The 20736-nt window shown below is 68.5% G+C and carries 25 protein-coding genes; 12 read left to right on the top strand and 13 right to left on the bottom strand.

The genetic code is table 11. The annotated features are described in order from the left end of the window. Positions 1-236 precede the first annotated feature (236 nt). The 6 genes from dapC (at position 237) to TMZ1T_RS10870 (ending at position 6221) form a co-directional block, all read left to right on the top strand. Positions 237-1430, top strand: coding sequence for a succinyldiaminopimelate transaminase (dapC, locus tag TMZ1T_RS10845; RefSeq protein ID WP_004315097.1), 1194 nt, complete (start codon positions 237-239; stop codon positions 1428-1430). Positions 1431-1444: 14 nt separating this feature from the next. Next, positions 1445-2266, top strand: a complete 822-nt coding sequence (dapD, locus tag TMZ1T_RS10850; RefSeq protein WP_012585417.1) for a 2,3,4,5-tetrahydropyridine-2,6-dicarboxylate N-succinyltransferase — start codon at positions 1445-1447, stop codon at positions 2264-2266. A gap of 73 nt (positions 2267-2339) precedes the next feature. Beyond that, the gene (locus tag TMZ1T_RS10855; RefSeq protein ID WP_004315100.1) at positions 2340-3512 is read left to right on the top strand and encodes a PilT/PilU family type 4a pilus ATPase; all 1173 of its coding nucleotides are present in this window, start codon (positions 2340-2342) and stop codon (positions 3510-3512) included. A 24-nt stretch (positions 3513-3536) separates the two neighbouring features. Then, positions 3537-4694 (top strand): succinyl-diaminopimelate desuccinylase, encoded by a 1158-nt coding sequence (gene dapE, locus TMZ1T_RS10860; protein WP_012585418.1) that lies wholly within the window; start codon positions 3537-3539, stop codon positions 4692-4694. 59 nt (positions 4695-4753) lie between these two features. After that, complete coding sequence (prmB, locus tag TMZ1T_RS10865; RefSeq protein WP_004315104.1) at positions 4754-5707, top strand: 50S ribosomal protein L3 N(5)-glutamine methyltransferase; 954 nt, start codon at positions 4754-4756, stop codon at positions 5705-5707. Positions 5708-5762: 55 nt separating this feature from the next. Next, positions 5763-6221, top strand: coding sequence for a response regulator (locus TMZ1T_RS10870; protein ID WP_004315106.1), 459 nt, complete (start codon positions 5763-5765; stop codon positions 6219-6221). Positions 6222-6329: 108 nt separating this feature from the next. On the opposite strand, the gene iscX is transcribed toward TMZ1T_RS10870, so the two are convergent. The 10 genes from iscX to cysE form a co-directional block, all read right to left on the bottom strand. Continuing rightward, positions 6330-6524, bottom strand: coding sequence for a Fe-S cluster assembly protein IscX (gene iscX, locus TMZ1T_RS10875; protein ID WP_004315108.1), 195 nt, complete (start codon positions 6522-6524; stop codon positions 6330-6332). 1 nt (position 6525) lies between these two features. Continuing rightward, a complete protein-coding gene (gene fdx, locus TMZ1T_RS10880) occupies positions 6526-6867 on the bottom strand; it encodes an ISC system 2Fe-2S type ferredoxin (protein WP_012585419.1) in 342 nt (113 codons plus the stop codon). 10 nt (positions 6868-6877) lie between these two features. Beyond that, positions 6878-8746, bottom strand: coding sequence for a Fe-S protein assembly chaperone HscA (hscA, locus tag TMZ1T_RS10885; protein WP_012585420.1), 1869 nt, complete (start codon positions 8744-8746; stop codon positions 6878-6880). Between the two features lie 27 nt (positions 8747-8773). Then, positions 8774-9307, bottom strand: a complete 534-nt coding sequence (gene hscB / locus TMZ1T_RS10890; RefSeq protein ID WP_004315113.1) for a Fe-S protein assembly co-chaperone HscB — start codon at positions 9305-9307, stop codon at positions 8774-8776. 10 nt (positions 9308-9317) lie between these two features. Further along, positions 9318-9641 (bottom strand): iron-sulfur cluster assembly protein IscA, encoded by a 324-nt coding sequence (gene iscA / locus TMZ1T_RS10895; protein WP_004315114.1) that lies wholly within the window; start codon positions 9639-9641, stop codon positions 9318-9320. A 26-nt stretch (positions 9642-9667) separates the two neighbouring features. Further along, a complete protein-coding gene (iscU, locus tag TMZ1T_RS10900; RefSeq protein WP_004315115.1) occupies positions 9668-10051 on the bottom strand; it encodes a Fe-S cluster assembly scaffold IscU in 384 nt (127 codons plus the stop codon). Between the two features lie 66 nt (positions 10052-10117). Beyond that, positions 10118-11329, bottom strand: coding sequence for an IscS subfamily cysteine desulfurase (locus TMZ1T_RS10905; protein ID WP_004315116.1), 1212 nt, complete (start codon positions 11327-11329; stop codon positions 10118-10120). 57 nt (positions 11330-11386) lie between these two features. After that, positions 11387-12550 carry a cysteine desulfurase family protein gene (locus TMZ1T_RS10910; RefSeq protein ID WP_012585421.1) on the bottom strand — a complete coding sequence of 388 codons (1164 nt, stop codon included), beginning with the start codon at positions 12548-12550 and terminating at the stop codon, positions 11387-11389. Between the two features lie 8 nt (positions 12551-12558). Beyond that, entirely contained in the window at positions 12559-13041 is a 483-nt protein-coding gene (gene iscR, locus TMZ1T_RS10915) for a Fe-S cluster assembly transcriptional regulator IscR (RefSeq protein WP_004302094.1), read from the bottom strand. 206 nt (positions 13042-13247) lie between these two features. Then, positions 13248-14015 (bottom strand): serine O-acetyltransferase, encoded by a 768-nt coding sequence (gene cysE, locus TMZ1T_RS10920; RefSeq protein ID WP_004302095.1) that lies wholly within the window; start codon positions 14013-14015, stop codon positions 13248-13250. Between the two features lie 203 nt (positions 14016-14218). On the opposite strand from cysE, the gene TMZ1T_RS10925 reads away from it, so the two are divergent. From TMZ1T_RS10925 to TMZ1T_RS10935, 3 genes are all read left to right on the top strand, one after another. Beyond that, complete coding sequence (locus TMZ1T_RS10925) at positions 14219-14992, top strand: M90 family metallopeptidase (protein ID WP_004302097.1); 774 nt, start codon at positions 14219-14221, stop codon at positions 14990-14992. A 1-nt stretch (position 14993) separates the two neighbouring features. Next, on the top strand, positions 14994-15458 hold the full coding sequence (locus TMZ1T_RS10930; RefSeq protein ID WP_004302098.1) for a flavodoxin family protein: 465 nt from the start codon (positions 14994-14996) through the stop codon (positions 15456-15458). A 206-nt stretch (positions 15459-15664) separates the two neighbouring features. Beyond that, positions 15665-16105: a host attachment protein gene (locus TMZ1T_RS10935; protein WP_004302099.1), complete on the top strand. Its 441-nt coding sequence runs from the start codon at positions 15665-15667 to the stop codon at positions 16103-16105. Positions 16106-16336: 231 nt separating this feature from the next. Here the strand turns inward: TMZ1T_RS10935 and thpR are convergent, their stop codons facing one another. The 3 genes from thpR to ispD are packed head-to-tail and all read right to left on the bottom strand — an operon-like array spanning position 16337 to position 18091. Further along, complete coding sequence (gene thpR, locus TMZ1T_RS10940; protein WP_012585422.1) at positions 16337-16897, bottom strand: RNA 2',3'-cyclic phosphodiesterase; 561 nt, start codon at positions 16895-16897, stop codon at positions 16337-16339. Then, complete coding sequence (ispF, locus tag TMZ1T_RS10945; RefSeq protein ID WP_004302101.1) at positions 16890-17384, bottom strand: 2-C-methyl-D-erythritol 2,4-cyclodiphosphate synthase; 495 nt, start codon at positions 17382-17384, stop codon at positions 16890-16892. Before ispF ends, thpR begins: the two co-directional genes overlap by 8 nt. Beyond that, positions 17381-18091 carry a 2-C-methyl-D-erythritol 4-phosphate cytidylyltransferase gene (ispD, locus tag TMZ1T_RS10950; protein WP_187283002.1) on the bottom strand — a complete coding sequence of 237 codons (711 nt, stop codon included), beginning with the start codon at positions 18089-18091 and terminating at the stop codon, positions 17381-17383. The genes ispF and ispD overlap by 4 nt, the downstream gene beginning before the upstream one ends. A gap of 129 nt (positions 18092-18220) precedes the next feature. Here ispD and amrB point away from each other — a divergent pair, with 129 nt between their 5' ends. From amrB to amrS, 3 genes are read left to right on the top strand one after another with little or no spacing between them, the layout of a single operon-like run. Then, entirely contained in the window at positions 18221-19045 is an 825-nt protein-coding gene (gene amrB / locus TMZ1T_RS10955) for an AmmeMemoRadiSam system protein B (RefSeq protein ID WP_004302104.1), read from the top strand. Next, positions 19032-19598, top strand: a complete 567-nt coding sequence (amrA, locus tag TMZ1T_RS10960) for an AmmeMemoRadiSam system protein A (RefSeq protein WP_012585423.1) — start codon at positions 19032-19034, stop codon at positions 19596-19598. Before amrB ends, amrA begins: the two co-directional genes overlap by 14 nt. Continuing rightward, positions 19595-20719, top strand: a complete 1125-nt coding sequence (gene amrS / locus TMZ1T_RS10965) for an AmmeMemoRadiSam system radical SAM enzyme (protein WP_004302110.1) — start codon at positions 19595-19597, stop codon at positions 20717-20719. The genes amrA and amrS overlap by 4 nt, the downstream gene beginning before the upstream one ends. Positions 20720-20736: the final 17 nt, after the last annotated feature.

A 20736-nucleotide genomic window follows, 5' to 3' on the forward strand; every position in this document is an offset into this window, starting at 1 on the left:
AGGCCGGCGATCCACCCCGCCGCACTCCGCTTTTGCGGCCGGCATCATACCACCCTGCCGAAGTCATCCCGTGCGTCCGCCTCGCATCGAAACGTTACGCAGCGGATTCAGGCATCGTCGCCGCGCAGCGCGGTCCTGTGCCCGGATTCGCGCCGTCGCCTTCCGACGGGCGCCGCCGCCATACGCAGGTATACTCGGCGCCCGCGTCCATTGCCGGCCAAGGAGCCCGCGTACCCGTGAATCCTAACCTCGCCCGCCTGCAGAGCTATCCCTTCGAAAAGCTGCGCGCCCTCTTCGCCGGTGTCGAGCCGCCTGCGCACCTCAAGCCGATCCGCCTGTCGATCGGCGAGCCGCAGCACCCCACCCCCGGTTTCATCCGCCAGACCCTGGCCGACAACCTCGGCGGCCTGTCGAGCTATCCCGCCACGCTCGGCAGCGACGCGCTGCGCGGCGCGATCGCGCACTGGCTCGAGCGCCGCTACGGGCTGCCGAAGATCGACCCGGCCAGCCAGGTGATCCCGGTCGCGGGCACGCGCGAGGCGCTCTTCGCCTTCGCGCAGTGCGTGGTCGACGGAACGAAGCCGGGCGCCAAGGTGCTGTGCCCGAACCCCTTCTACCAGATCTACGAGGGCGCGGCCCTGCTCGCCAACGCCGAGCCGATCTTCATCAACAACCTGCCCGAGAGCGACTTCGGCTCGGACTTCGGCAGCATCGACGAGGCCACCTGGCGCGACATCCAACTCGTCTACGTGTGCTCGCCTGGCAATCCCACCGGCCGGCTGTTGACGTTAGACGAGTGGAAGACGCTGTTCGAGCTCTCGGACCGCTACGGCTTCGTCATCGCCGCCGACGAGTGCTATTCGGAGATCTATTTCGACGACGCCGACAAGCCGATCGGGGGCCTGGAGGCGGCCTGGCGCCTCGGGCGCACCGACTTCCGCAACGTGGTGATGTTCTCCAGCCTGTCCAAGCGCTCGAACGTGCCCGGCATGCGCTCGGGCTTCGTCGCGGGCGACGCGAAGATCCTCGGGGATTTCCTGCTCTATCGCACCTACCACGGCTGCGCCCTCAACCCCGCGGTGCAGGCGGCCTCGGTGGTGGCCTGGAACGACGAAGAGCACGTCGAGGAAAACCGCCGCCTCTACCGCGACAAGTTCGCCCGCATCACGCCCATGCTGCAGCCCTGGCTGCCAGTGCGCCTGCCCGATGCCGGCTTCTACTACTGGGTGCGTACGCCGCTGCCCGACACCGAGTTCGCCCGCCGTCTGCAGGCTGAATATAATGTGACGGTCCTGCCGGGCAGCTACCTGGCCCGCGAATCCAATGGCGTCAACCCGGGCGCCGGCTTCGTGCGCATCGCGCTGGTGGCCGACACCCACGAATGTGTCGAGGCCGCCGGGCGCATCATCGATTTCTGCAAAACCCTCTGAGAGAGAACCCCCCAATGCACGCTCTGCAATCGATCATCGACACCGCCTTCGAGAACCGCGCCAGCCTGTCGCCCACTTCCGCCCCGGCAGAGATCCGCAACGCGGTCGAAGAGGTCATCGCCGGCCTGGATGCCGGCACGCTGCGCGTGGCCGAGAAGAAGGACGGTCAGTGGGTGGTCAACCAGTGGATCAAGAAGGCCGTGCTGATCTCCTTCCGCCTGCGCGACAACGAGCTGGTGCAGGCCGGCGGCCTCAACTTCTTCGACAAGGTGGCGACCAAGTTCGGCGACTACACCCCCGAGCAGTTCCGCGAGGGTGGCTTCCGCGTGGTGCCGCCGGCGGTCGCCCGCAAAGGCAGCTTCATCGGCCGGAACGTCGTGCTGATGCCGTCCTACGTGAACATCGGCGCCTATGTGGACGAAGGCACGATGGTCGACACCTGGGCCACCGTCGGTTCGTGCGCGCAGATCGGCAAGAACGTGCACCTGTCGGGCGGCGTGGGCATCGGCGGCGTGCTCGAGCCGGTGCAGGCCGGACCGGTGATCATCGAGGACAACGTCTTCGTGGGCGCGCGCTCCGAGGTCGTGGAGGGCGTGATCATCGAGGAGAACGCGGTGCTGTCGATGGGCGTGTACATCGGCATGAGCACCAAGATCTACGACCGCGAGACCGGCGAGATCACCTACGGCCGCGTGCCGGCGGGCGCCGTCGTGGTGCCCGGCAGCCTGCCTTCGGCCTGCGGCAAGTACAGCCTGTACTGCGCGGTGATCGTCAAGAAGGTGGACGCGCAGACCCGCGCCAAGACCGGCATCAACGAGCTGCTGCGCGGCGCCTGAGCGGCGCACTCCGGGGACCGGCCTGCGCGCGGTTCCCGGGCAAATCCTTGGGTGACGACAGGAGTCCGAAGGCGTGATCTTCGACAATCTCTTCCAGTTGATGGCCGAAAAGAAAGCTTCGGACATCTTCATCACCGCCGGCACCCCGATCCACATCAAGATCCAGGGTCACACCATGCCGATCAACCAGCAGGTCATGGACCCGCTGATGATCCAGCGTATGCTGCATGAGGCGATCACCCCGGCCCAGCAGGCGGTGCTCGAACGCGAGCGCGAGCTCAACCTGTCCTTCGGTCGGCGCGATCTCGGCAACTTCCGCGTCAACGTGTTCTGGCAGCGCAACTCGATGGCCGTGGTGGTGCGCTACATCCAGAGCGACATTCCGAGCATCGGCGCGCTCGGCCTGCCGCCGGTGCTGGACGACATCGTGCTGGAGAAGCGCGGCCTGGTGCTCGTGGTGGGCGCGACCGGCTCGGGCAAGTCCACCACGCTCGCGGCCATGATCGACCACCGCAACCGCAACCGCAGCGGCCATATCCTCACCATCGAGGATCCGATCGAATACCTCTTCAAGCACCGCAAATCGGTGGTCAACCAGCGCGAGGTGGGCATCGACACCCTGAGCTGGGGTGAGGCGCTGCGCAACGCGATGCGCCAGGCGCCCGACTGCATCCTGATCGGCGAGATCCGCGACCGCGAGACCATGCAAGCCGCCATCTCGTACTCGCAGACCGGCCACCTGTGCCTGGCGACGTTGCATGCCAACAACGCTTATCACGCGCTCAATCGCATCGTCAACTTCTTCCCGCTGGAGAACCGCCAGCTGCTCTACCTCGACCTCGCGGTGGCGCTGCGCTGCGTGATCTCCCAGCGCCTGGTGCGCAAGCCCGACGGCAAGCGCATCCCGGCCGTCGAGATCCTCATGAACACGCGGCACATCGCCGAGCTGGTCGAGCGCGGCGAGCTCAATGCGATCAAGGAGGCCATGGAGCAGTCGCTCGCCCAGGGCTCGCAGACCTTCGAGCAGGCGCTCTACCGTCTCCACCACGACAACATCATCACCCTCGAGGAGGCGCTCGCCAATGCCGACTCGCCGAGCAACCTGCACTGGCTGATCAACAACGCGCAGATGCAGAGCGATCCGATGCTGACCGTCAACGGCAACAGTGCCATCTCCGGCTTCGAGGCGACCAACACGGAAGGTGCCTCCTTCCAGGAGTTCACCCTGGACCTCAACAACAACTAGGCGCCCGCGCGGCCGCCCTCCCCCATGCAGACCAGCCCCTCCAGCTCCTCCACCCTCGCGCTCGCCTGCGAGCTCATCGCCCGCCCCTCCGTCACGCCGGAGGACGCCGGCTGCCTCGAACTCGTCGCCTCCCGCCTTGCCCCGCTCGGCTTCCGCCTCGAACGCATCGACAGCGGCGGCGTCTGCAACCTGTGGGCGCGGCGCGGCATTGCGGCGCCCGTGCTGTGCTTCGCCGGCCACACCGACGTCGTGCCGCCCGGGCCGGACAGCGCGTGGTCCTCGCCGCCCTTCGCACCTACGATCCGCGACGGCGTGCTGTACGGTCGCGGTGCGGCCGACATGAAGTCCTCGCTTGCCGCCTTCGTCACCGCCATCGAACGCTTCGTCGCCGCCCATCCCGACCACGCTGGCAGCATCGCGCTGCTGCTGACGTCGGACGAGGAAGGCATCGCCACCCATGGCACGGTCAAGGTGGTCGAGGCCTTGGCCGCGCGCGGCGAGCGCCTCGACTACTGCGTGGTGGGCGAGCCGACCTCGGTGCAGACGCTCGGCGACATGATCAAGAACGGCCGCCGCGGCTCGCTGTCGGGTACGCTGCGGGTCAAGGGCCAGCAGGGCCACGTCGCCTACCCGCAGCTCGCCCGCAACCCGATCCACCTTTTCGCGCCGGCGCTCGCCGAGCTCGCGGCGAGCGACTGGGACCAGGGCAACGAGTTCTTCCCGCCCACGACCTGGCAGGTGTCGAACATCCACGCCGGCACCGGCGCCAACAACGTGATCCCCGGTGTGTGCGAGGTGATGTTCAATTTCCGCTTCGGCTCGGTGTCGAGCGCGGACGAGCTGAAAAGCCGCACTTGCGAGGTGCTCGACCGCCACGGGCTGGACTACGAGATCGACTGGCACCTGTCCGGCAAGCCCTTCATCACCGGGCGCGGCAGGCTGGTCGGCGCGCTGTCGGCCGCGATCCGGGAGACGCTGGGAGTCGAGACAGAACTGTCGACGACCGGCGGCACCTCCGACGGCCGCTTCATCGCCGAGATCTGCGCCGAGGTAGTCGAGTTCGGCCCGGTCAATGCTTCGATCCACAAGATCGACGAGCACATCGCAGCCGATGCGATCGAACCCTTGTCCGTGGTTTATGAGCGCACCTTGACCGCCCTGCTCGTCCCCGGCCGCCTGTAGGAGCGACGCAAGTCGCGATGACGGCCCCCTCCGCCCCCAATCTACCGAACAGACTTGCCATGGCCAACCAACAACACGCCGACGACGACAACCTCGCCCTTGAACAGCACGACGACCACGAGCATGAACACGGCCCGCTCGCCGAGCTCGTGACCGTGCGCGACTGGCTACGCTACGCCGTCACCCGCTTCAATCGCGCCGGCGTCTTCTGCGGCCATGGCGTGCAGGACAGCTTCGACGAGGCGGTGTGGCTGATCCTCGGCAGCCTCGCCCTGCCGCTCGACCGCCTGGAGCCGTTCATGGACGCCTGCATCCCGTCCGAGGAGCGCATCGGCCTGCTCGAAGCCATCGAGCAGCGCGTCGACGAGCGCGTCCCCACCGCCTACATCCTCGGCGAGGCCTGGCTGGGCGACTTCCGCTTCACCGTCGATCCGCGCGTGATCGTGCCGCGCTCCTTCTTCGCCGAGTTGCTCGAGGACGGCTTCGCGCCCTGGGTGGAGGATCCGGAGGCGGTAGGCAGCGTGCTCGACATGTGCACCGGTTCGGGCTGCCTGGCGATCCTGATGGCGCACGCTTTCCCGAACGCGCACGTGAGCGCGGTCGACCTGTCGGAGGACGCGCTCGATGTGGCGCGCATCAACGTTGCCGACTACGGCCTGGAGGATCGCATCGAGCTGGTGCACGGCGATGTCTTCGAGGGGCTGGAAGGCCGCCGCTTCGACCTCATCCTGAGCAACCCGCCCTACGTGACCGCAGAGGCCATGGAAGCCCTGCCGCCGGAATATCTGCACGAGCCGCAGATGGCGCTCGCCTCGGGTGAGGACGGGCTGGACGTGGTGCGCCGCCTTCTCGCCGAGGCTGCCGAACACCTCAATCCCGAAGGCATCCTGGCGGTCGAGGTCGGGCATAATCGCGCCATCGTCGAAGCCGCCTTCCCCGACCTGCCCTTCGAGTGGCTGCCTACCCGCGGCGGCGACGACATGGTGTTCGTCCTGCGGCGCAAGGACCTGTAATCCCGCCGCCTCGGCGGCCTCGGCCGCCCCTACCCCCCTCACCTCATTCAGGAACATGGCAAGCGAAAGACCGATCCTGCTGGTCGAGGACAATCCGGACGACGAGGCGCTGACGCTCCACGCCCTGTCGCGCAACCGCATCACCAGCCCGGTGGTGGTGGCGCACGACGGCGTGGAGGCGGTGGAGTACCTGTTCTCGACCGGGAGTCGCGCGGGACAGCCGCTGCCGCCGCTGCCGGCGGTCGTGCTGCTCGACCTCAAGCTGCCGCGCATCGACGGCCTGGAGGTGCTGCGCCGCATCCGCGCCGACCAGCGCACGGCGCTGCTGCCGGTGGTGGTGCTGACCACCTCGCGGGAGCCGCTCGATCTCGCCCAGGCCTACCGCCTCGGAGCGAACAGCTACATCCGCAAGCCGGTGGATTTCGACCGCTTCGAGCGCGCGATCGGCCTGATCGGGCACTATTGGCTGGAACTCAACGAGTCCACCGAAACGGTCGCGCGCGGGGCGTATTGAGCGACGCGGGAGTCCCCCGTAGGCGCGACGCCAGTCGCGATTCCAGCCGAACCGCGTCGACGACGACGCATGTCGCGTCCGGCGCTCGCGCACCGGACGCGCGCACCTTCAGGCGACCTCGTCGATCCAGGCCTGCTGGATGCCTTCGAGGATGCGTTCGCCGCAGCGCTTGGGATCGTCGTCGAAATCGGGCAGTGCCATCGTCCAGTTCATCAGGTCGACGAAATTCACCCGGGTCGGGTCGACGTCGGGGTGGGCGTCGGCGAGCTGGATGGCGATCTCCTGAACCTCGGTCCACTTCATGTCAGTGCTTTCCTTCGCGAGCCATGTTGATGGTGTAGCGCGGGATCTCGACCACCAGCGGGGTCGCGGCGACCACCGCCTGGCAGGACAGGCGCGACTGCGGTTCCAGGCCCCAGGCCTTGTCGAGCAGGTCTTCCTCCTCGTCCTCGGCGACGTTCAGCGAGGAGAACCCCTCACGCACGATGACGTGGCAGGTGGTGCAGGCACAGGACTTCTCGCAGGCGTGTTCGATGTCGATGCCGTGCTCGAGCAGCGCGTCGCAGAGGGTGGTGCCGGGGGCGGCCTCGAGGACGCTGCCGTCCGGGCAGAGTTCGACGTGGGGCAGGACGATGATCTGGGTCATGGGCGAAGTATCAGATGGGGAGTTCGTCGACCTTGTGGCCGGTCAGCGCGCTGCGAATGCTGTTGTCCATGCGGCGCGCGGCGAAGGTGTCGGTGGCGCGCGCGAGCGCGTCGATGCCGGCCTTGATGGCACGGTTGTCGGTGCCGGCGCGCAGCTCGCGCAGGCGCGCGATCACGCTGCGGATTTCGGCGGACTCGACGGCGGAGAGCAGGTGGCCGTCGTGGCCGAGCGCCTGCTCGGTGGCTTCGACGACACGGTCGGCCTCGACCTGCTGCTCGCGCAGCGCGCGCGCGGCCATGTCGTCGCCGGCGTGATCCACGCCCGAGCGCAACATCTCGGCGATCTCGTCGTCCGACAAGCCGTACGAGGGCTTGACCAGCACGCTGGCCTCGACGCCCGAGGACATCTCGCGCGCCGACACCGCCAGCAGGCCGTCGGCATCGACCTGGAAGGTCACGCGGATGCGCGCCGCGCCCGCCACCATGGGGGGAATGCCGCGCAGCTCGAAGCGCGCGAGCGAGCGGCAGTCGGAGACGAGCTCGCGCTCGCCCTGCACGACATGGAAGGCCATCGCGGTCTGGCCGTCCTTGAAGGTGGTGAATTCCTGCGCGCGCGCGATCGGCAGCGTGGCGTTGCGCGGCACGACCTTCTCGACCAGGCCGCCCATGGTCTCGAGGCCGAGCGAGAGCGGGATGACGTCGAGCAGCAGCCAGTCGTCCTGGTCGGCGCGGTTGCCTGCGAGCACGTTTGCCTGCATCGCCGCGCCCAGTGCGACGACCTTGTCGGGGTCGAGGTTGGTCAGGGGCTCCTGGCCGAAGTAGTTCGCGACCGCGCGCTGGACGTGGGGCATGCGGGTCGCGCCCCCCACCATCACCACACCCTTGATCTCGTCGGGCGCGAGGCCGGCGTCGCGCAAGGCCTTGCGCACCGGGGCCAGGGTCTTCTGGACCAGATGCGTGGTCATCTCGGCAAACTCCTCGCGGGTCACCACGAGGTCGACCTCTTCGCCCGAGGCCAGGCGCACATGCACCGGGGCCTCGTCACAGCTCGTCAACAGCTCCTTGGCCTCGCGCGCCTTCATCTGCAGGCGGCGCGCGTCTTCCAGCGAGGGCGGCGAGATCTTGGCGCGGTCGAGGATCCAGCAGAACAGGCGATGATCGAAGTCGTCGCCGCCGAGCGCGGCGTCGCCGTTGGTCGACAGCACCTCGAACACGCCGCGCGAGAGCTTGAGGATGGAGAGGTCGAAGGTGCCCCCGCCCAGGTCGTACACCGCGTAGACGCCCTCGGCCGCGTTGTCGAGGCCGTAGGCCACCGCGGCGGCGGTCGGTTCGTTGAGCAGGCGCAGCACGTCGAGCCCGGCCAGGCGCGCCGCGTCCTTGGTGGCCTGGCGCTGGGCGTCGTCGAAGTAGGCCGGCACGGTGATCACCGCGCCGACCAGCGCGCCGCCGAGGCTGGCCTCGGCGCGTTCGCGCAGGCGGCGCAGGATCTCGGCGGAGACCTCCACCGGGCTCTTGACGCCCTGCACCGTGCGCAGCCGCACCATCCCGGGGCTGTCCTCGAAGTCGTAGGGCATCGCCTCGATGTGGGTGACGTCCTTGAGGCCGCGGCCCATGAAGCGCTTGACCGAGACGATGGTGTTGCGCGGATCGACCGCCTGCGCCTTGAGCGCACCCAGACCGACCTCGATGCCGCCATCGGCGTGATAGCGCACGGCCGAGGGCAGCATGGTGCGGCCGGCCTCGTCGGGCAGGCAGATCGCGATGCCGTTGCGCACGGTGGCGACGAGCGAATTGGTGGTCCCGAGGTCGATGCCGACGGCGAGCCGGTGCTGGTGCGGCTCGGTGGACATGCCGGGTTCGGTGATTTGCAACAGAGCCATCGGTGCTGTTCCGTGCCTTTTCGAGTTCTAGTTTTCGAGCGCGAGCAGCGCTTCGTCGATTTCCTGCTGGAGCTTCTCGATGAACATCAGCCGACGCACGGTGTCGGCCGCGGCCTCGTAGTCCTGGTGCTCGTCGAGCTGCGCGGCGAGATGCCCGCGCACCTCGCGCGCATGCCCGAGCAGGCGCCTGTGCAGATCTTCGAGCTCGGAGACCTCGGCCGCCTCGCGCGCCTCCTCCACCGCCTCGCGCCACTCCATCTGCTCCATCAGGAACTCGGGGGACATCGCGGTGTTGGTCTCGAGCGCGGCGTCGACGCCGGCGAGCTCGAGCAGGTACTGGGCGCGCGCGAGCGGCTTGCGCAGCACGCGAAAGCCTTCATTGACCCGCGTCGCCCACTGCATCGAGCGCCGCTTCTCGAAGTCGGACAGGTGCGCGTGGCGGTCGGGATGCACGCGCCCCTGCAGCTCGTGCCAGGCGGCTTCGAGCGCGCCTTCGTCGAGGGCATAGCGGCGCGGGAGGCCGAAGAGGGCGAAGTAGTCCTGCGTCAGGTCGATGCTCATCGGGTCCGGCTCAGACGTTGAAGCTCTCGCCGCACCCGCACTGGTCCTTGACGTTCGGGTTGTTGAACTTGAAGCCCTCGTTGAGGCCCTCCTTGACGAAGTCGAGCTCGGTGCCGTCGAGATAGGCCAGGCTCTTGGGGTCGATGACGACCTTGACGCCGTGGCTCTCGAAGACCTCGTCCTCGTCTTCCGTCTGGTCGACGAACTCGAGCTTGTAGGCCATGCCCGAACAGCCCGAGGTCTTCACGCCCAGACGGATGCCGAAGCCCTTGCCGCGCTTGGCGATGAAGTTCGAGACGTGGCGCGCAGCCGATTCAGATAGCGTGACAGCCATGTTTCCTCCTCTTCGACGAAGGCCGCTCAGGCCTCATGCTTCTTTTTATAGTCCGCCACGGCGGCCTTGATCGCATCTTCGGCGAGGATCGAGCAGTGGATCTTGACCGGCGGCAGCGCAAGCTCTTCGGCGATCTGGGTGTTCTTGATGTCGAGCGCCTGGTCGAGGGTCTTGCCCTTGACCCACTCGGTGACCAGAGAGCTCGAGGCGATCGCCGAGCCGCAGCCGTAGGTCTTGAACTTCGCGTCTTCGATCACGCCGTCCTTGCCGACCTTGATCTGCAGCTTCATGACGTCGCCACAGGCGGGCGCGCCGACCATGCCGGTGGCCACGCCTTCTTCTTCCTTGCCGAAGGAGCCGACGTTGCGGGGGTTTTCGTAGTGGTCGAGGACCTTTTCGCTGTATGCCATGTTTTTTCTCCTGCTGGGGCGGTGAATCGCTTCACCTGCAATTTACATCATCTTCTGCACTAAAGTTCAGTGGGCTGCCCACTGCACCGCGTCGAGGTCGACGCCGTCCTTGTACATCTCCCACAGCGGCGAGAGCTCGCGCAGCTTGCCGATCTTGTCGTGCAGGAGCTTGATCGTGTAGTCGATCTCTTCCTCGGTGGTGAAGCGGCCGATGGTGAAGCGGATCGAGCTGTGCGCGAGCTCGTCGTTGCGGCCGAGCGCGCGCAGCACGTAGGATGGTTCCAGGCTGGCCGAGGTACAGGCCGAGCCGGAGGACACCGCAATGTCCTTGACCGCCATGATCAGCGACTCGCCTTCGACGTAGGCGAAGGAAATGTTGAGGTTGTGCGGCACGCGCTGCGCGAGATCGCCGTTCACGAAGGTGGCCTCGAGGTCGGTGAGGCCGGCGAGCAGGCGGTCGCGCAGCTTGCCGACGCGGGCGTTCTCCTCGGCCATCTCCTCGCGCGCGATGCGGAAGGACTCGCCCATGCCGACGATCTGGTGGGTGGCGAGCGTGCCCGAGCGCAGGCCGCGCTCGTGGCCGCCGCCGTGCATCTGCGCTTCCAGGCGGACGCGCGGCTTGCGGCGCACGTACAGTGCGCCGATGCCCTTCGGGCCGTAGGTCTTGTGCGCACAGAAGCTCATCAGGTCGACCTTGAGCCTGTCGAGGTCGATATCGACCTTGCCGGTGGCCTGCGCCGCATCTACGTGGAACACGATGCCCTTCTCACGGCAGATCTCGCCGATTTCGGCGATCGGCTGCACCACGCCGACTTCGTTGTTCACGAACATCACCGAGACCACGATGGTGTCGGGACGGATCGCCGCCTTCAACACCTCGAGGTCGATCAGCCCGTTCTCCTGCACGTCGAGATAGGTGGCCTCGAAACCCTCGCGCTCGAGCTCGCGCACGGTGTCGAGCACCGCCTTGTGCTCGGTCTTCACGGTGATCAGGTGCTTGCCCTTGCCCTGGTAGAAGTGCGCCGCCCCCTTGATGGCGAGGTTGTTCGATTCGGTCGCGCCCGAGGTCCAGATGATCTCCTTGGCGTCGGCATTGACCAGTGCGGCGACCTGTTCGCGCGCATCCTCGACCGCCTTCTCGGCCTCCCAGCCGTAGGCGTGCGAGCGGCTCGCCGGGTTGCCGAAATGCTCGGTCAGCCAGGGGATCATCTTTGCCGCCACGCGCGGATCGACCGGAGTCGTCGCCGAGTAGTCGAGGTAGATGGGGAACTTCAGCATTGTGTCTCTCCGCACTTTCTTCGTTAGCGAGTTCGGTGAATGGCCAGCGTGGCCGGTTCAGGCCCCGATCGAGGCCAGGTTCTTGAGTTCGTCCGTCACCCGGACGAAGGTTTCGATGAAGCTGCGCACGTCGTCCGCGCGCGTGTCGCGACCGAGGCTCACACGCACCGCGGCGCGCGCCAGCCCGCGCTCCACGCCCATCGCCAGCAGGGTGCGGGACGGTTCGGGGTTCGCGCTCGAGCACGCCGAGCCGCTCGCGCACGCGAAGCCTGCACGGTCGAGGCGGCCGACCAGGGTCTCGCCGTCGATGTCCTCGACCGCGAAGAATACGGTATTCGGCAGGCGCGGGGCAGCCGCCGAGAAGATCCGCGCGCCGCGCCCGGCGAGCGCGGCACAGAGTTCGTCGCGCAGGGCGGCCAGGCGCACGCCCTCGCCTTCGCGCCGCGCGACCGCGCGCTCGCAAGCCACGCCGAAGCCGACGATCGCGGCCACGTTCTCGGTCCCCGAGCGCAACCCGCGCTCCTGGCCGCCGCCGGCGATCAGCGGCGCGAGCTCGACGCGCTTGTCCAGCACCAGCGCACCCGCGCCGAGCGGACCGCCGATCTTGTGCGCGGACAGCGTCATCGCATGCACGCCGAGCGCGCGGAAATCCACCGCCACCTTGCCCAGCGCCTGCACCGCGTCGGTGTGGAACCAGGCGCCGGCGGCGCGCGCCGCGCGCGCCAGTGCGGCGACGTCCTGCAGCACGCCGGTCTCGTTGTTGGCCAGCATCACCGACACCAGGCCCGGGCGGGCTTCCAGCACCGCGCTCCAGTCGGCGGGGTCGATCACGCCCTGCGCATCGACCGCGATCTCGCGCAGCGTCCAGCCCGCGCGCCGCAGCTGGCGGGCCGGCTCGCGCACGCAGGGGTGCTCGATCGCACTCACCGCCACCACGCCCGGCTCGCGGTTGGGCGCGGCGCCCTTGAGGAAGAGATTGTTGGCTTCCGAGCCGCCGCTGGTGAAGATCACCTCGGTCGCGTGCGCGCCGACCGCCGCGGCCACCCGCGCGCGCGCCTCGTCCACCGCGGCACGCGCCTGGCGGCCGTATTCGTGGCGGCTGGAGGCGTTGCCGAAGCGCGCCGGCTCGGCGGCGCCGAGCCAGGGCAGCATGGCCTCGCGCACCGCCGGATCGAGCGGCGTGGTCGCGTTCCAGTCGAGGTAGATGGGAGCGAAGTTCATGCGCGACCTCAGACCGCGGCGATCTCGTGCACCGGCATGCGGCTGCGCCGCCGCACGCTCTTGAGCACCGTCATGTCGGCGTCGGGCCGTACCTGGTGCTTGACCAGCGCCTCCAGGCTCACCGAGTCGAGGTAGGCGTAGATGCGCTGGTTGAGGTTGGACCACAGGTGGTGGGTCATGCACACGTGATCGTCGTGGCAGTTTTCCTTGCCGCCGCACTGGGTGGCGTCCATCGGCTCGTCGACCGCGATGATGATGTCGGCCACGGTGATCTCGTCCATCGCCCGCGCCAGTCGGTAGCCGCCGCCGGGACCGCGCACGCTGTTGACCAGCTTGTGCCTGCGCAGCTTGCCGAAGAGCTGCTCGAGGTAGGACAGCGAGATGCTCTGGCGCTCGGCGATGCCCGCCAGCGTGACGGGCCCGTCCCCCTGGCGGGCAGCCAGGTCGATCATCGCGGTCACCGCAAACCGTCCCTTGGTCGTAAGTCGCATGAGGCTCTCCTCGAAGGCTGTCCGGGCTCGCGCGTGCCGGGGGCCGCCGAATATCCCATCATTTTTGTCGAGTATATGGATCCCGACAAAAACGGTCAACTAATCGGGAGACGAGTCTTGCGCTGCAAGGCGCGAGGGGCGCCGTTGCAGCCGCGGCGCCAGCCGCGAACACGGCGCTCGATCGTCCGGCACCGCAGGCGTGCGAATCAATCCACCATCCGCGACAGCCGGCCCGGGTCGAAATGGTCGCTCGGGGCGACCGTGTCGTCGAGCTTGATCCCCGCGGCCTCGAGACGGGCCAGGATGGCCTGCAGGCGGCGGTCGGTCTCAACGGAATGGTCGAGCAGGCCGTGCAGCGCCTTGGCGACCGGGTCGTCCATGTCGCGGGTCACGCCGTAGGCGCTGAAGCCGAACTGCTCGGCCTTCTGCTCGCGCGCGGCGTCGCGCTCGCTATCCTTGTCCGAGTCGAGAATGCGAGCCGGATTGCCGACGGCGGTCGCGCCGGCGGGCACGGGCTTCACCACCACCGCGTTGGAGCCGACCTTGGCGCCGTCACCTACCGTGAAGCCGCCGAGCACCTTGGCGCCCGCCCCCACCACCACGCCACGCCCCAGGGTGGGATGGCGCTTGGTGCCGCGGTAGAGGGAGGTCCCGCCGAGGGTGACGCCCTGGTAGATCGTGCAGTCGTCGCCGATCTCCGCGGTTTCGCCGATCACGACGCCCATGCCGTGGTCGATGAACACGCGGCGGCCGATCTTCGCTCCCGGGTGGATCTCGATCCCGGTGAGCAGCCGGCCGACGTGACTCGCGAAGCGCCCCGCCCAGAACCAGCCGCGGCGCCAGGCGCCGTGAGCGAGGCGGTGGAACATCAGCGCGTGGATGCCGGGATAACAGGTCAGCACCTCGAGCGTGGAGCGCGCGGCGGGGTCGCGCTCGCGGACGCTGGCCAGATCTTCTCGGAGGCGACTGAACATGATGGAAGGACTCCCGGATGTGCGGTGGAAAAAACACGGCGGACCGCGTCGAGCGGGCGCCACGCATTCAATTCCCGAGAATTTTAATCGACTATAGCGCCCCGCCGAAAGCCCGCGCTGCGACCGCTCCACCCGCAAGACGCGGCTTGCACGCGTGGCGCGGGCGGGCAATGATCGCGCGGGATCACTCCGGACCTGCGCTCATGCTCCAGCTCTTCCGCCGCCTGCTCGGCATCCCGCCCGCCCGCCCCCTGGTCGACGAGTCGCAGTGGCGGCGGGTCGAAGCGAGGCTGCCCTTCCTCGACCACCTCGTTCCCGACGATCGGTTGCGTCTGCGCGAGATGGCGCTCGCCTTCCTCGGGTGCAAGGAGTTCCATGGTGCGCAGGGGCTGGAACTCGACGACGACATGCTGCTGGCGATCGCGCTGCAGGCCTGCCTGCCGGTACTTCACATCGGCCTGCAGGCTTACGAGGGCTGGGTGGGAGTGATCGTCTATCCGGGCGACTTCCTGATCCCGCGCCGCATCGTCGACGAGGCCGGCGTGCTGCACGAATACGAGGACGAGGTGCTGGGCGAGGCCTGGGCCGGCGGGCCGGTGCTGCTGTCCTGGTTTCCCGGGAACGACGCTCCGGCGGGCGTGAACGTGGTCATTCACGAGTTCGCCCACAAGCTCGACATGGAGAACGGCGACGTGGACGGCCTGCCCCGCCTGCGCCCCGGCATGTCTCGCCGGGACTGGGCCAAGGCCTTCGGCGAGGCCTACGAGGCGTTCTGCGCCGAGGTCGACCGCGGCATCGACACCACGATCGACCCTTATGGCGCCGAGCACCCGGGCGAGTTCTTCGCGGTGGTCTCCGAGGTCTTCTTCGAGGATCCGCTCGTGCTGCACAGGCGCTTTCCTGCGGTCTACGATCAACTCGTGCACTTCTACGGAATGGACCCCGCCGCCCGCGCGGCGGCCGCTGCCGGAGGCTGACATGAGCGCGCCCAAACGCCTGCTGATCGTCCATCACACCCAGAGCGGCAACACGGGCCGGCTCGCCACCGCGGTGCTCGAGGGGGCGCTACGCGTGAGCGAGACCGAGACGCGGTTGCTGCGCGCCTTCGACGCCGGCACCGCCGACCTGCTCGCGTGCGACGGCCTGCTGCTCGGTACGCCGGAAAACTTCGGCTACATGTCGGGCGCGCTCAAGGACTTCTTCGATCGCACCTACTACCCCTGCGAGGGCAAACTCGTCGGCCTGCCCTATGCGGTCTTCGTCAGCGCCGGCAACGACGGCACCGGCGCAGTGCGCGAGATCGGCCGCATCGCCAACGGCTACGGCTGGAAGACGGTCGCCGAGGCCCTGATCGTGCGGCGCGAGATCACCCCTGCCGACCTGGAGCGCGCGCGCGAGCTCGGCGAGGCGATGGCGGCCGGGTTGGCGATGGGGGTGTTCTGAGCGTGCGAGGGGCGAGGCGTCGGGCGTGCGATGCCGCAGGGACGCGGTCGCGGCGAGCACGTCGGGTAAGTTCACGTTTGCGTCAATCGGGATCGGTTTTCACGAAGCGGTAACGATGGTCGTGGCGGAGTCGGTTCGCGTGACCTAAGCTTCGATCGTGCCCACTGCGCAGGGCACCCGGTCTTTAATCGAACGGAGGATTGCTTATGGCCATCACCTGGATTCTGGTTGCCAACGCCAGCCTGGCGAAGCTGTACGCCAACCTGGGCCCGAACAAGGGGCTCACGCTGGTCAAGGAACTGATCCACCCGGAAAGCAGACAAAAGAATGGCGACTTGGTCTCGGACCGCTCGGGCGCGAATGGCTCGAACGGCACCGGTGGCGGCTCGATGCAGCCGCAGACCCTGCCCAAGCAGCACGAGGCCAAAGTGTTCGCACAGGAGATTGCCCAGACGCTCTACCATGGACGCACCTCGAATGCATTCAAGCGTGCGATCCTGGTCGCTCCACCCGCCTTCATGGGCCTGCTCAACGCGGTCATCGACGGCCCCACCGCGCAGATGGTCACAGACCGCTTCGAAAAGGATTACACCAAGTCGACGCAGGACGAGCTGGGGGAACGCCTCGGCTCGACGATCTTTCTCTGAGGGAGGACGTTCACGAAGGCTCCAGATCCGATCAGCCAATGGCCGAGGGCACCTGCCCGAGCCAAGGAGGATGTGCTTGACCGAACCCCCGAGGATGCAGCTTTCCTGACGGATGCAGTACACACGATGAAGACATCGTCTCCACCACGGAGACCCCGGGCACGCGAGACGTGACCCGATCGAGGACGGGGCGCATTGCGCCCCGTTCGCTTTCGGCTCCGCCCGATCGAATCACCCACGCCGCTTCAACGGCCAGCGCCCGATCGTGCGGTAGTGCGCACCGGCGGCGCTGAGCTCGGAGGCGACCAGGACGAAGCTGCCGACCGTCCATCGCAGAGGCGCGAGCTGCGCCTCGCGGGGCGCCGCGTGGGCGTTGCGCACGAGGGTGACATGCGGGGAGAAGGCACGCGCCTCGAGTGCGCAGCCGTCCGCGCGCAGCCGTCCTTCCAGATCCTGCGCGAGCGCGGCCAGCGCTGGCGGCACCATCGACGGACCGGTCCACAGGATCCGGTTGCGATGCCAGCTGCCGACGCGATCGAGGTCGAGCGCGAAGCCCTCCCCCTGGACGCCCGCGGCCACCGCGCGCAATCGCTCCACCTGCCGCACAGGCGTTTCGCCGAGGAAGGCCAGGGTCAGGTGGATGGTGTCACGACGCATCGCGCGACCGCCGCACTCGGAATGCAGCGCCCGTGCACGCGCATGCAGCCCGGCGCGGGTGGCGGCATCCGGCCACAGCGCGAAGAAGAGCCGCAGATTCGGCGCCCTCCCCGCGTCCGCTGCAGCTTCAGCCATGCTCCGCGCGCGCGATCAGCGCGACCACCTGCGCGGCGATGCCTTCGCCACGTCCGGTGAAGCCGAGCTTCTCGGTGGTCTTGCCCTTGATGTTGATCGCCGTCGCGTCCATCTCCAGGTCGGCGGCCAGGTTGGCCACCATCGCCGGGGCGTGCGGCAGGATGCGCGGCGCCTTGCAGATCAGCGTGGCATCGAGGTTCACGACCTCCCAGCCCGCTGCGCGCACGCGCGCGAAGGCCTCGCGCAGCAGCACGCGGCTGTCGGCGCCGGCGTGGGCCGGGTCGGTATCCGGGAAGAGCCGGCCGATATCGCCCAGGCCGGCGGCGCCGAGCAGCGCGTCCGTCACCGCATGCAACAGCACGTCGGCATCCGAGTGGCCGAGCAGTCCATGCCCGAAGGGAATGTCGACGCCGCCGACGATCAGCGGCCGGCCGGGGACCAGGGCGTGCACGTCGAAGCCCTGGCCGATGCGAAAGGGGATGCTCATGCGTTGTGGCCCTCACGGTTCTCGAGGATCCACTCGGCCAGGTGCAGGTCGAGCGGATAGGTGACCTTCAGGTTGGTGGCGTCGCCCTGCACCAGGCGCGGACGCAGGCCGGCGGCCTCGATCGCGCTCGCCTCGTCGGTGACCTCGCGCGCGCCTTCGAGCGCGCGTCGCAGCATGGCGTAGCGGAACATCTGCGGCGTCTGCGCCTGCCACAGGCTGTCGCGCGGCACGGTCTCGCACACATGGCGGTGCTCGTCGGCACGCTTGAGGGTGTCGGCCACCGGGACTGCCAGCAAGCCGCCGACCTCGTCGTGGGCGAGCTCGCGTACGAGCTTGTCGACATGCCAGGGCGCCAGGCAGGGGCGCGCGGCGTCGTGCACCAGCACCCAGTCCCCAGCCGCCGCCTCGCCGGCGATTGCGCGCAGGCCGCCGAGCACGCTGTCGGCGCGCGTGGCGCCACCGCAGAAGAGCGGGCGCAGCTTGGGGCCGAGCGCGCTCCAGTCGTGCGTTGCCCACTCCGTGTCGTCCACCGAGAGCACGACGAACACCGCGTCGATCGCAGGCGCGGCGCACAGCACCGAAAGCGCATGATGGATCAGGGGGCGACCGAGCAGCGACAGATACTGCTTGGGACGCGCGGCGGCCATGCGCGAGCCGCTGCCTGCGGCGGGCACGATGGCGAAGTGGCGTGGGTGGCTGATCTGCATGGCGCGCATTCTAGCCGCGCCGCCCGCCGCGCGGGCTTGTGCAAGCACGGGTTTCGATGCGGGACGATCCCGGCCGGGCTGCCTATAATGGAATCTGTTCCAACGATGACATCCCCGCAGGATTCCTCCATGGCACTCGCTTCGATCCGCCCGGCAGCCGTGGCCGGGCAGTTTTATCCTCGCGACGAGCGCGTGCTGCGCACCCAGCTCGCCGAGATGCTCTCCACCGCGGTCGCCTTCGAGTCGGCGCCCGCGCCCAAGGCGATCATCGTGCCGCACGCGGGCTACATGTACTCCGGGCCGGTGGCGGCGAGCGCCTATGCGCTGCTCGCACCGCTGCGCGAGCGCATCCGCCGCGTCGTCATGCTCGGCCCCACGCATCGCGTGGCAGTGCGCGGCTTCTCGCTGCCGGCAGCGCAGCGCTTCGCCACCCCGCTCGGCGAGGTCCCGGTCGCACGCGGCGACTGGGAGGCCCTGCAGGCGCGCGACGATGTCCTGGTCGACGATCGCCCGCACGCGCTCGAGCACTGCCTCGAGGTGCAGTTGCCCTTCCTGCAGGTCTGTCTCGAGCGCTTCGAGATCGTCCCGGTGCTGGTCGGCGACGCCTCGCCCGAAGCCACCGCCAGCCTGATCGAGCGCCTGTGGGGCGGCCCCGAGACCCTGATCCTGATCAGCTCGGACCTCTCGCATTACTTGAGCTACCGCGAGGCGCAATGGTCCGACCGCGCAGCGGTGGACCAGGTGCTCGAACTGCGCCCCGGTCTCGACCACGAGCAGGCCTGCGGCGCCACCCCGATCAACGGGCTGCTGCTCGCCGCCCGCAAGCACGACCTGCAGGCCCACCTGCTGGACCTGCGCAACTCCGGCGACACCGCGGGCGACCGCTCGCGCGTCGTCGGCTACACCAGCATCGCCTTTTGTGAAGCGGAACCCCCAAGCCATGCCCGACACTGATTTCGGTACCACCCTGCTCGCGCTCGCGCGCACCGCGATCGCCCACCGCCTCGGCCGCGGCCCCGCCCCGGTCATCCCGGACGATCCCCGCCTGAACGAGAAGGGCGCGACCTTCATCACCCTCGCCAAGGACGGCGAGCTGCGCGGCTGCATCGGCAGTCTGCGGCGCTCGCGCGAGCTCGGCGAGGACGTGATCCACAACGCGCTCGCGGCGGCCTTCGAGGACTCGCGCTTCGAGCCGCTCGCGCCCGAGGAGCTCGGCGCGGTGGCGATCGAGGTCTCCATCCTGTCCGAACCGGAGTTCCTCGACTTCTTCGGCGAGGAAGAGCTGCTCGCCCAGCTGCGCCCCGGCGAGGACGGGCTGATCATCTTCTCCGGCTGCCACAGCGCCACCTTCCTGCCCCAGGTGTGGGAGCAGCTGCCCGAGCCGCGCCAGTTCCTCGCCGCGCTCAAGCACAAGGCCGGTCTGCCCACCAACCGCGAGGTCGTCGAGCTGATGGCCGCGCGCTATCACGTGGAAAAGTTCAAGGAGACCGAACGGGAGCCCTCATGAACACGAAGCCCGCGCCAGCCGCCGAGGTCGGCAGCCGCCATCCCGCGCGCTACTGGCACCGCATCGACGACGGTCGCTACCAGTGCGACCTGTGTCCGCGCCTGTGCAAGCTGCACCCCGGCCAGCGCGGGGCCTGCTTCGTGCGCATGCGCGAGGGCGACGACATGCTGCTCACCACCTATGGACGCAGCTCGGGCTTCTGCATCGACCCGATCGAGAAGAAGCCGCTCGCCCACTTCTACCCGGGCAGCAAGGTGTTCTCCTTCGGCACCGCCGGCTGCAACCTGGCGTGCAAGTTCTGCCAGAACTGGGACATCTCCAAGTCGCGCGACCTCGACACCCTGATGGACGAGGCCTCGCCCGCGGAAATCGCCGAGACCGCGCTGCGCTGGGGCTGCCACAGCGTCGCCTTCACCTACAACGACCCGGTGATCTTCGCCGAGTACGCGATGGACGTGGCCGACGCCTGCCATGCGCGCGGGCTGAAGACCGTGGCGGTGACCGCCGGCTACATCTCCGAGTGCGCGCGGCGCGATTTCTTCTCGCGCATGGATGCGGCCAACGTCGATCTCAAGGGCTTCACCGACGACTTCTACGTCAAGCTGTGCGGCGCCCATCTGCAGCCCGTGCTCGACACCCTGGTATGGCTGCGCCACGAGACCGACGTGTGGGTCGAACTCACCACCCTGCTGATCCCCGGCCACAACGACTCCGACAGCGAGGTCACCGCGCTGGCGAACTGGGTGCGCAAGGAGCTGGGCGCCGAGGTGCCGCTGCACTTCAGCGCCTTCCACCCCGACTTCAAGATGGACGAGCTGCCGCCCACGCCGCCCGCCACGCTCGCGCGCGCGCGCCGCATCGCCCTCGACGCCGGCCTGAAGCACGTCTACACCGGCAACGTGCACGACATCGAAGGCGACACGACCCGTTGCGCGAGCTGCGGCGAGCCCCTGATCGTGCGCGACTGGTACGAGATCCGACGCTACGCCCTCGGCAACGATGGCCACTGTCCGCACTGCGGCAGCGTGCTCGCCGGTCGCTTCGCTGCAGTGGGCGCCGCGGTCGGCGACGCCTTCGGCGCGCGCCGCATCCCGGTCGCCATCCACCGTCACGGCACCTGAGCGCATTCGACCCCCAA

The organism is Thauera aminoaromatica (genome assembly GCF_000021765.1).
Lineage (GTDB): Bacteria > Pseudomonadota > Gammaproteobacteria > Burkholderiales > Rhodocyclaceae > Thauera > Thauera aminoaromatica.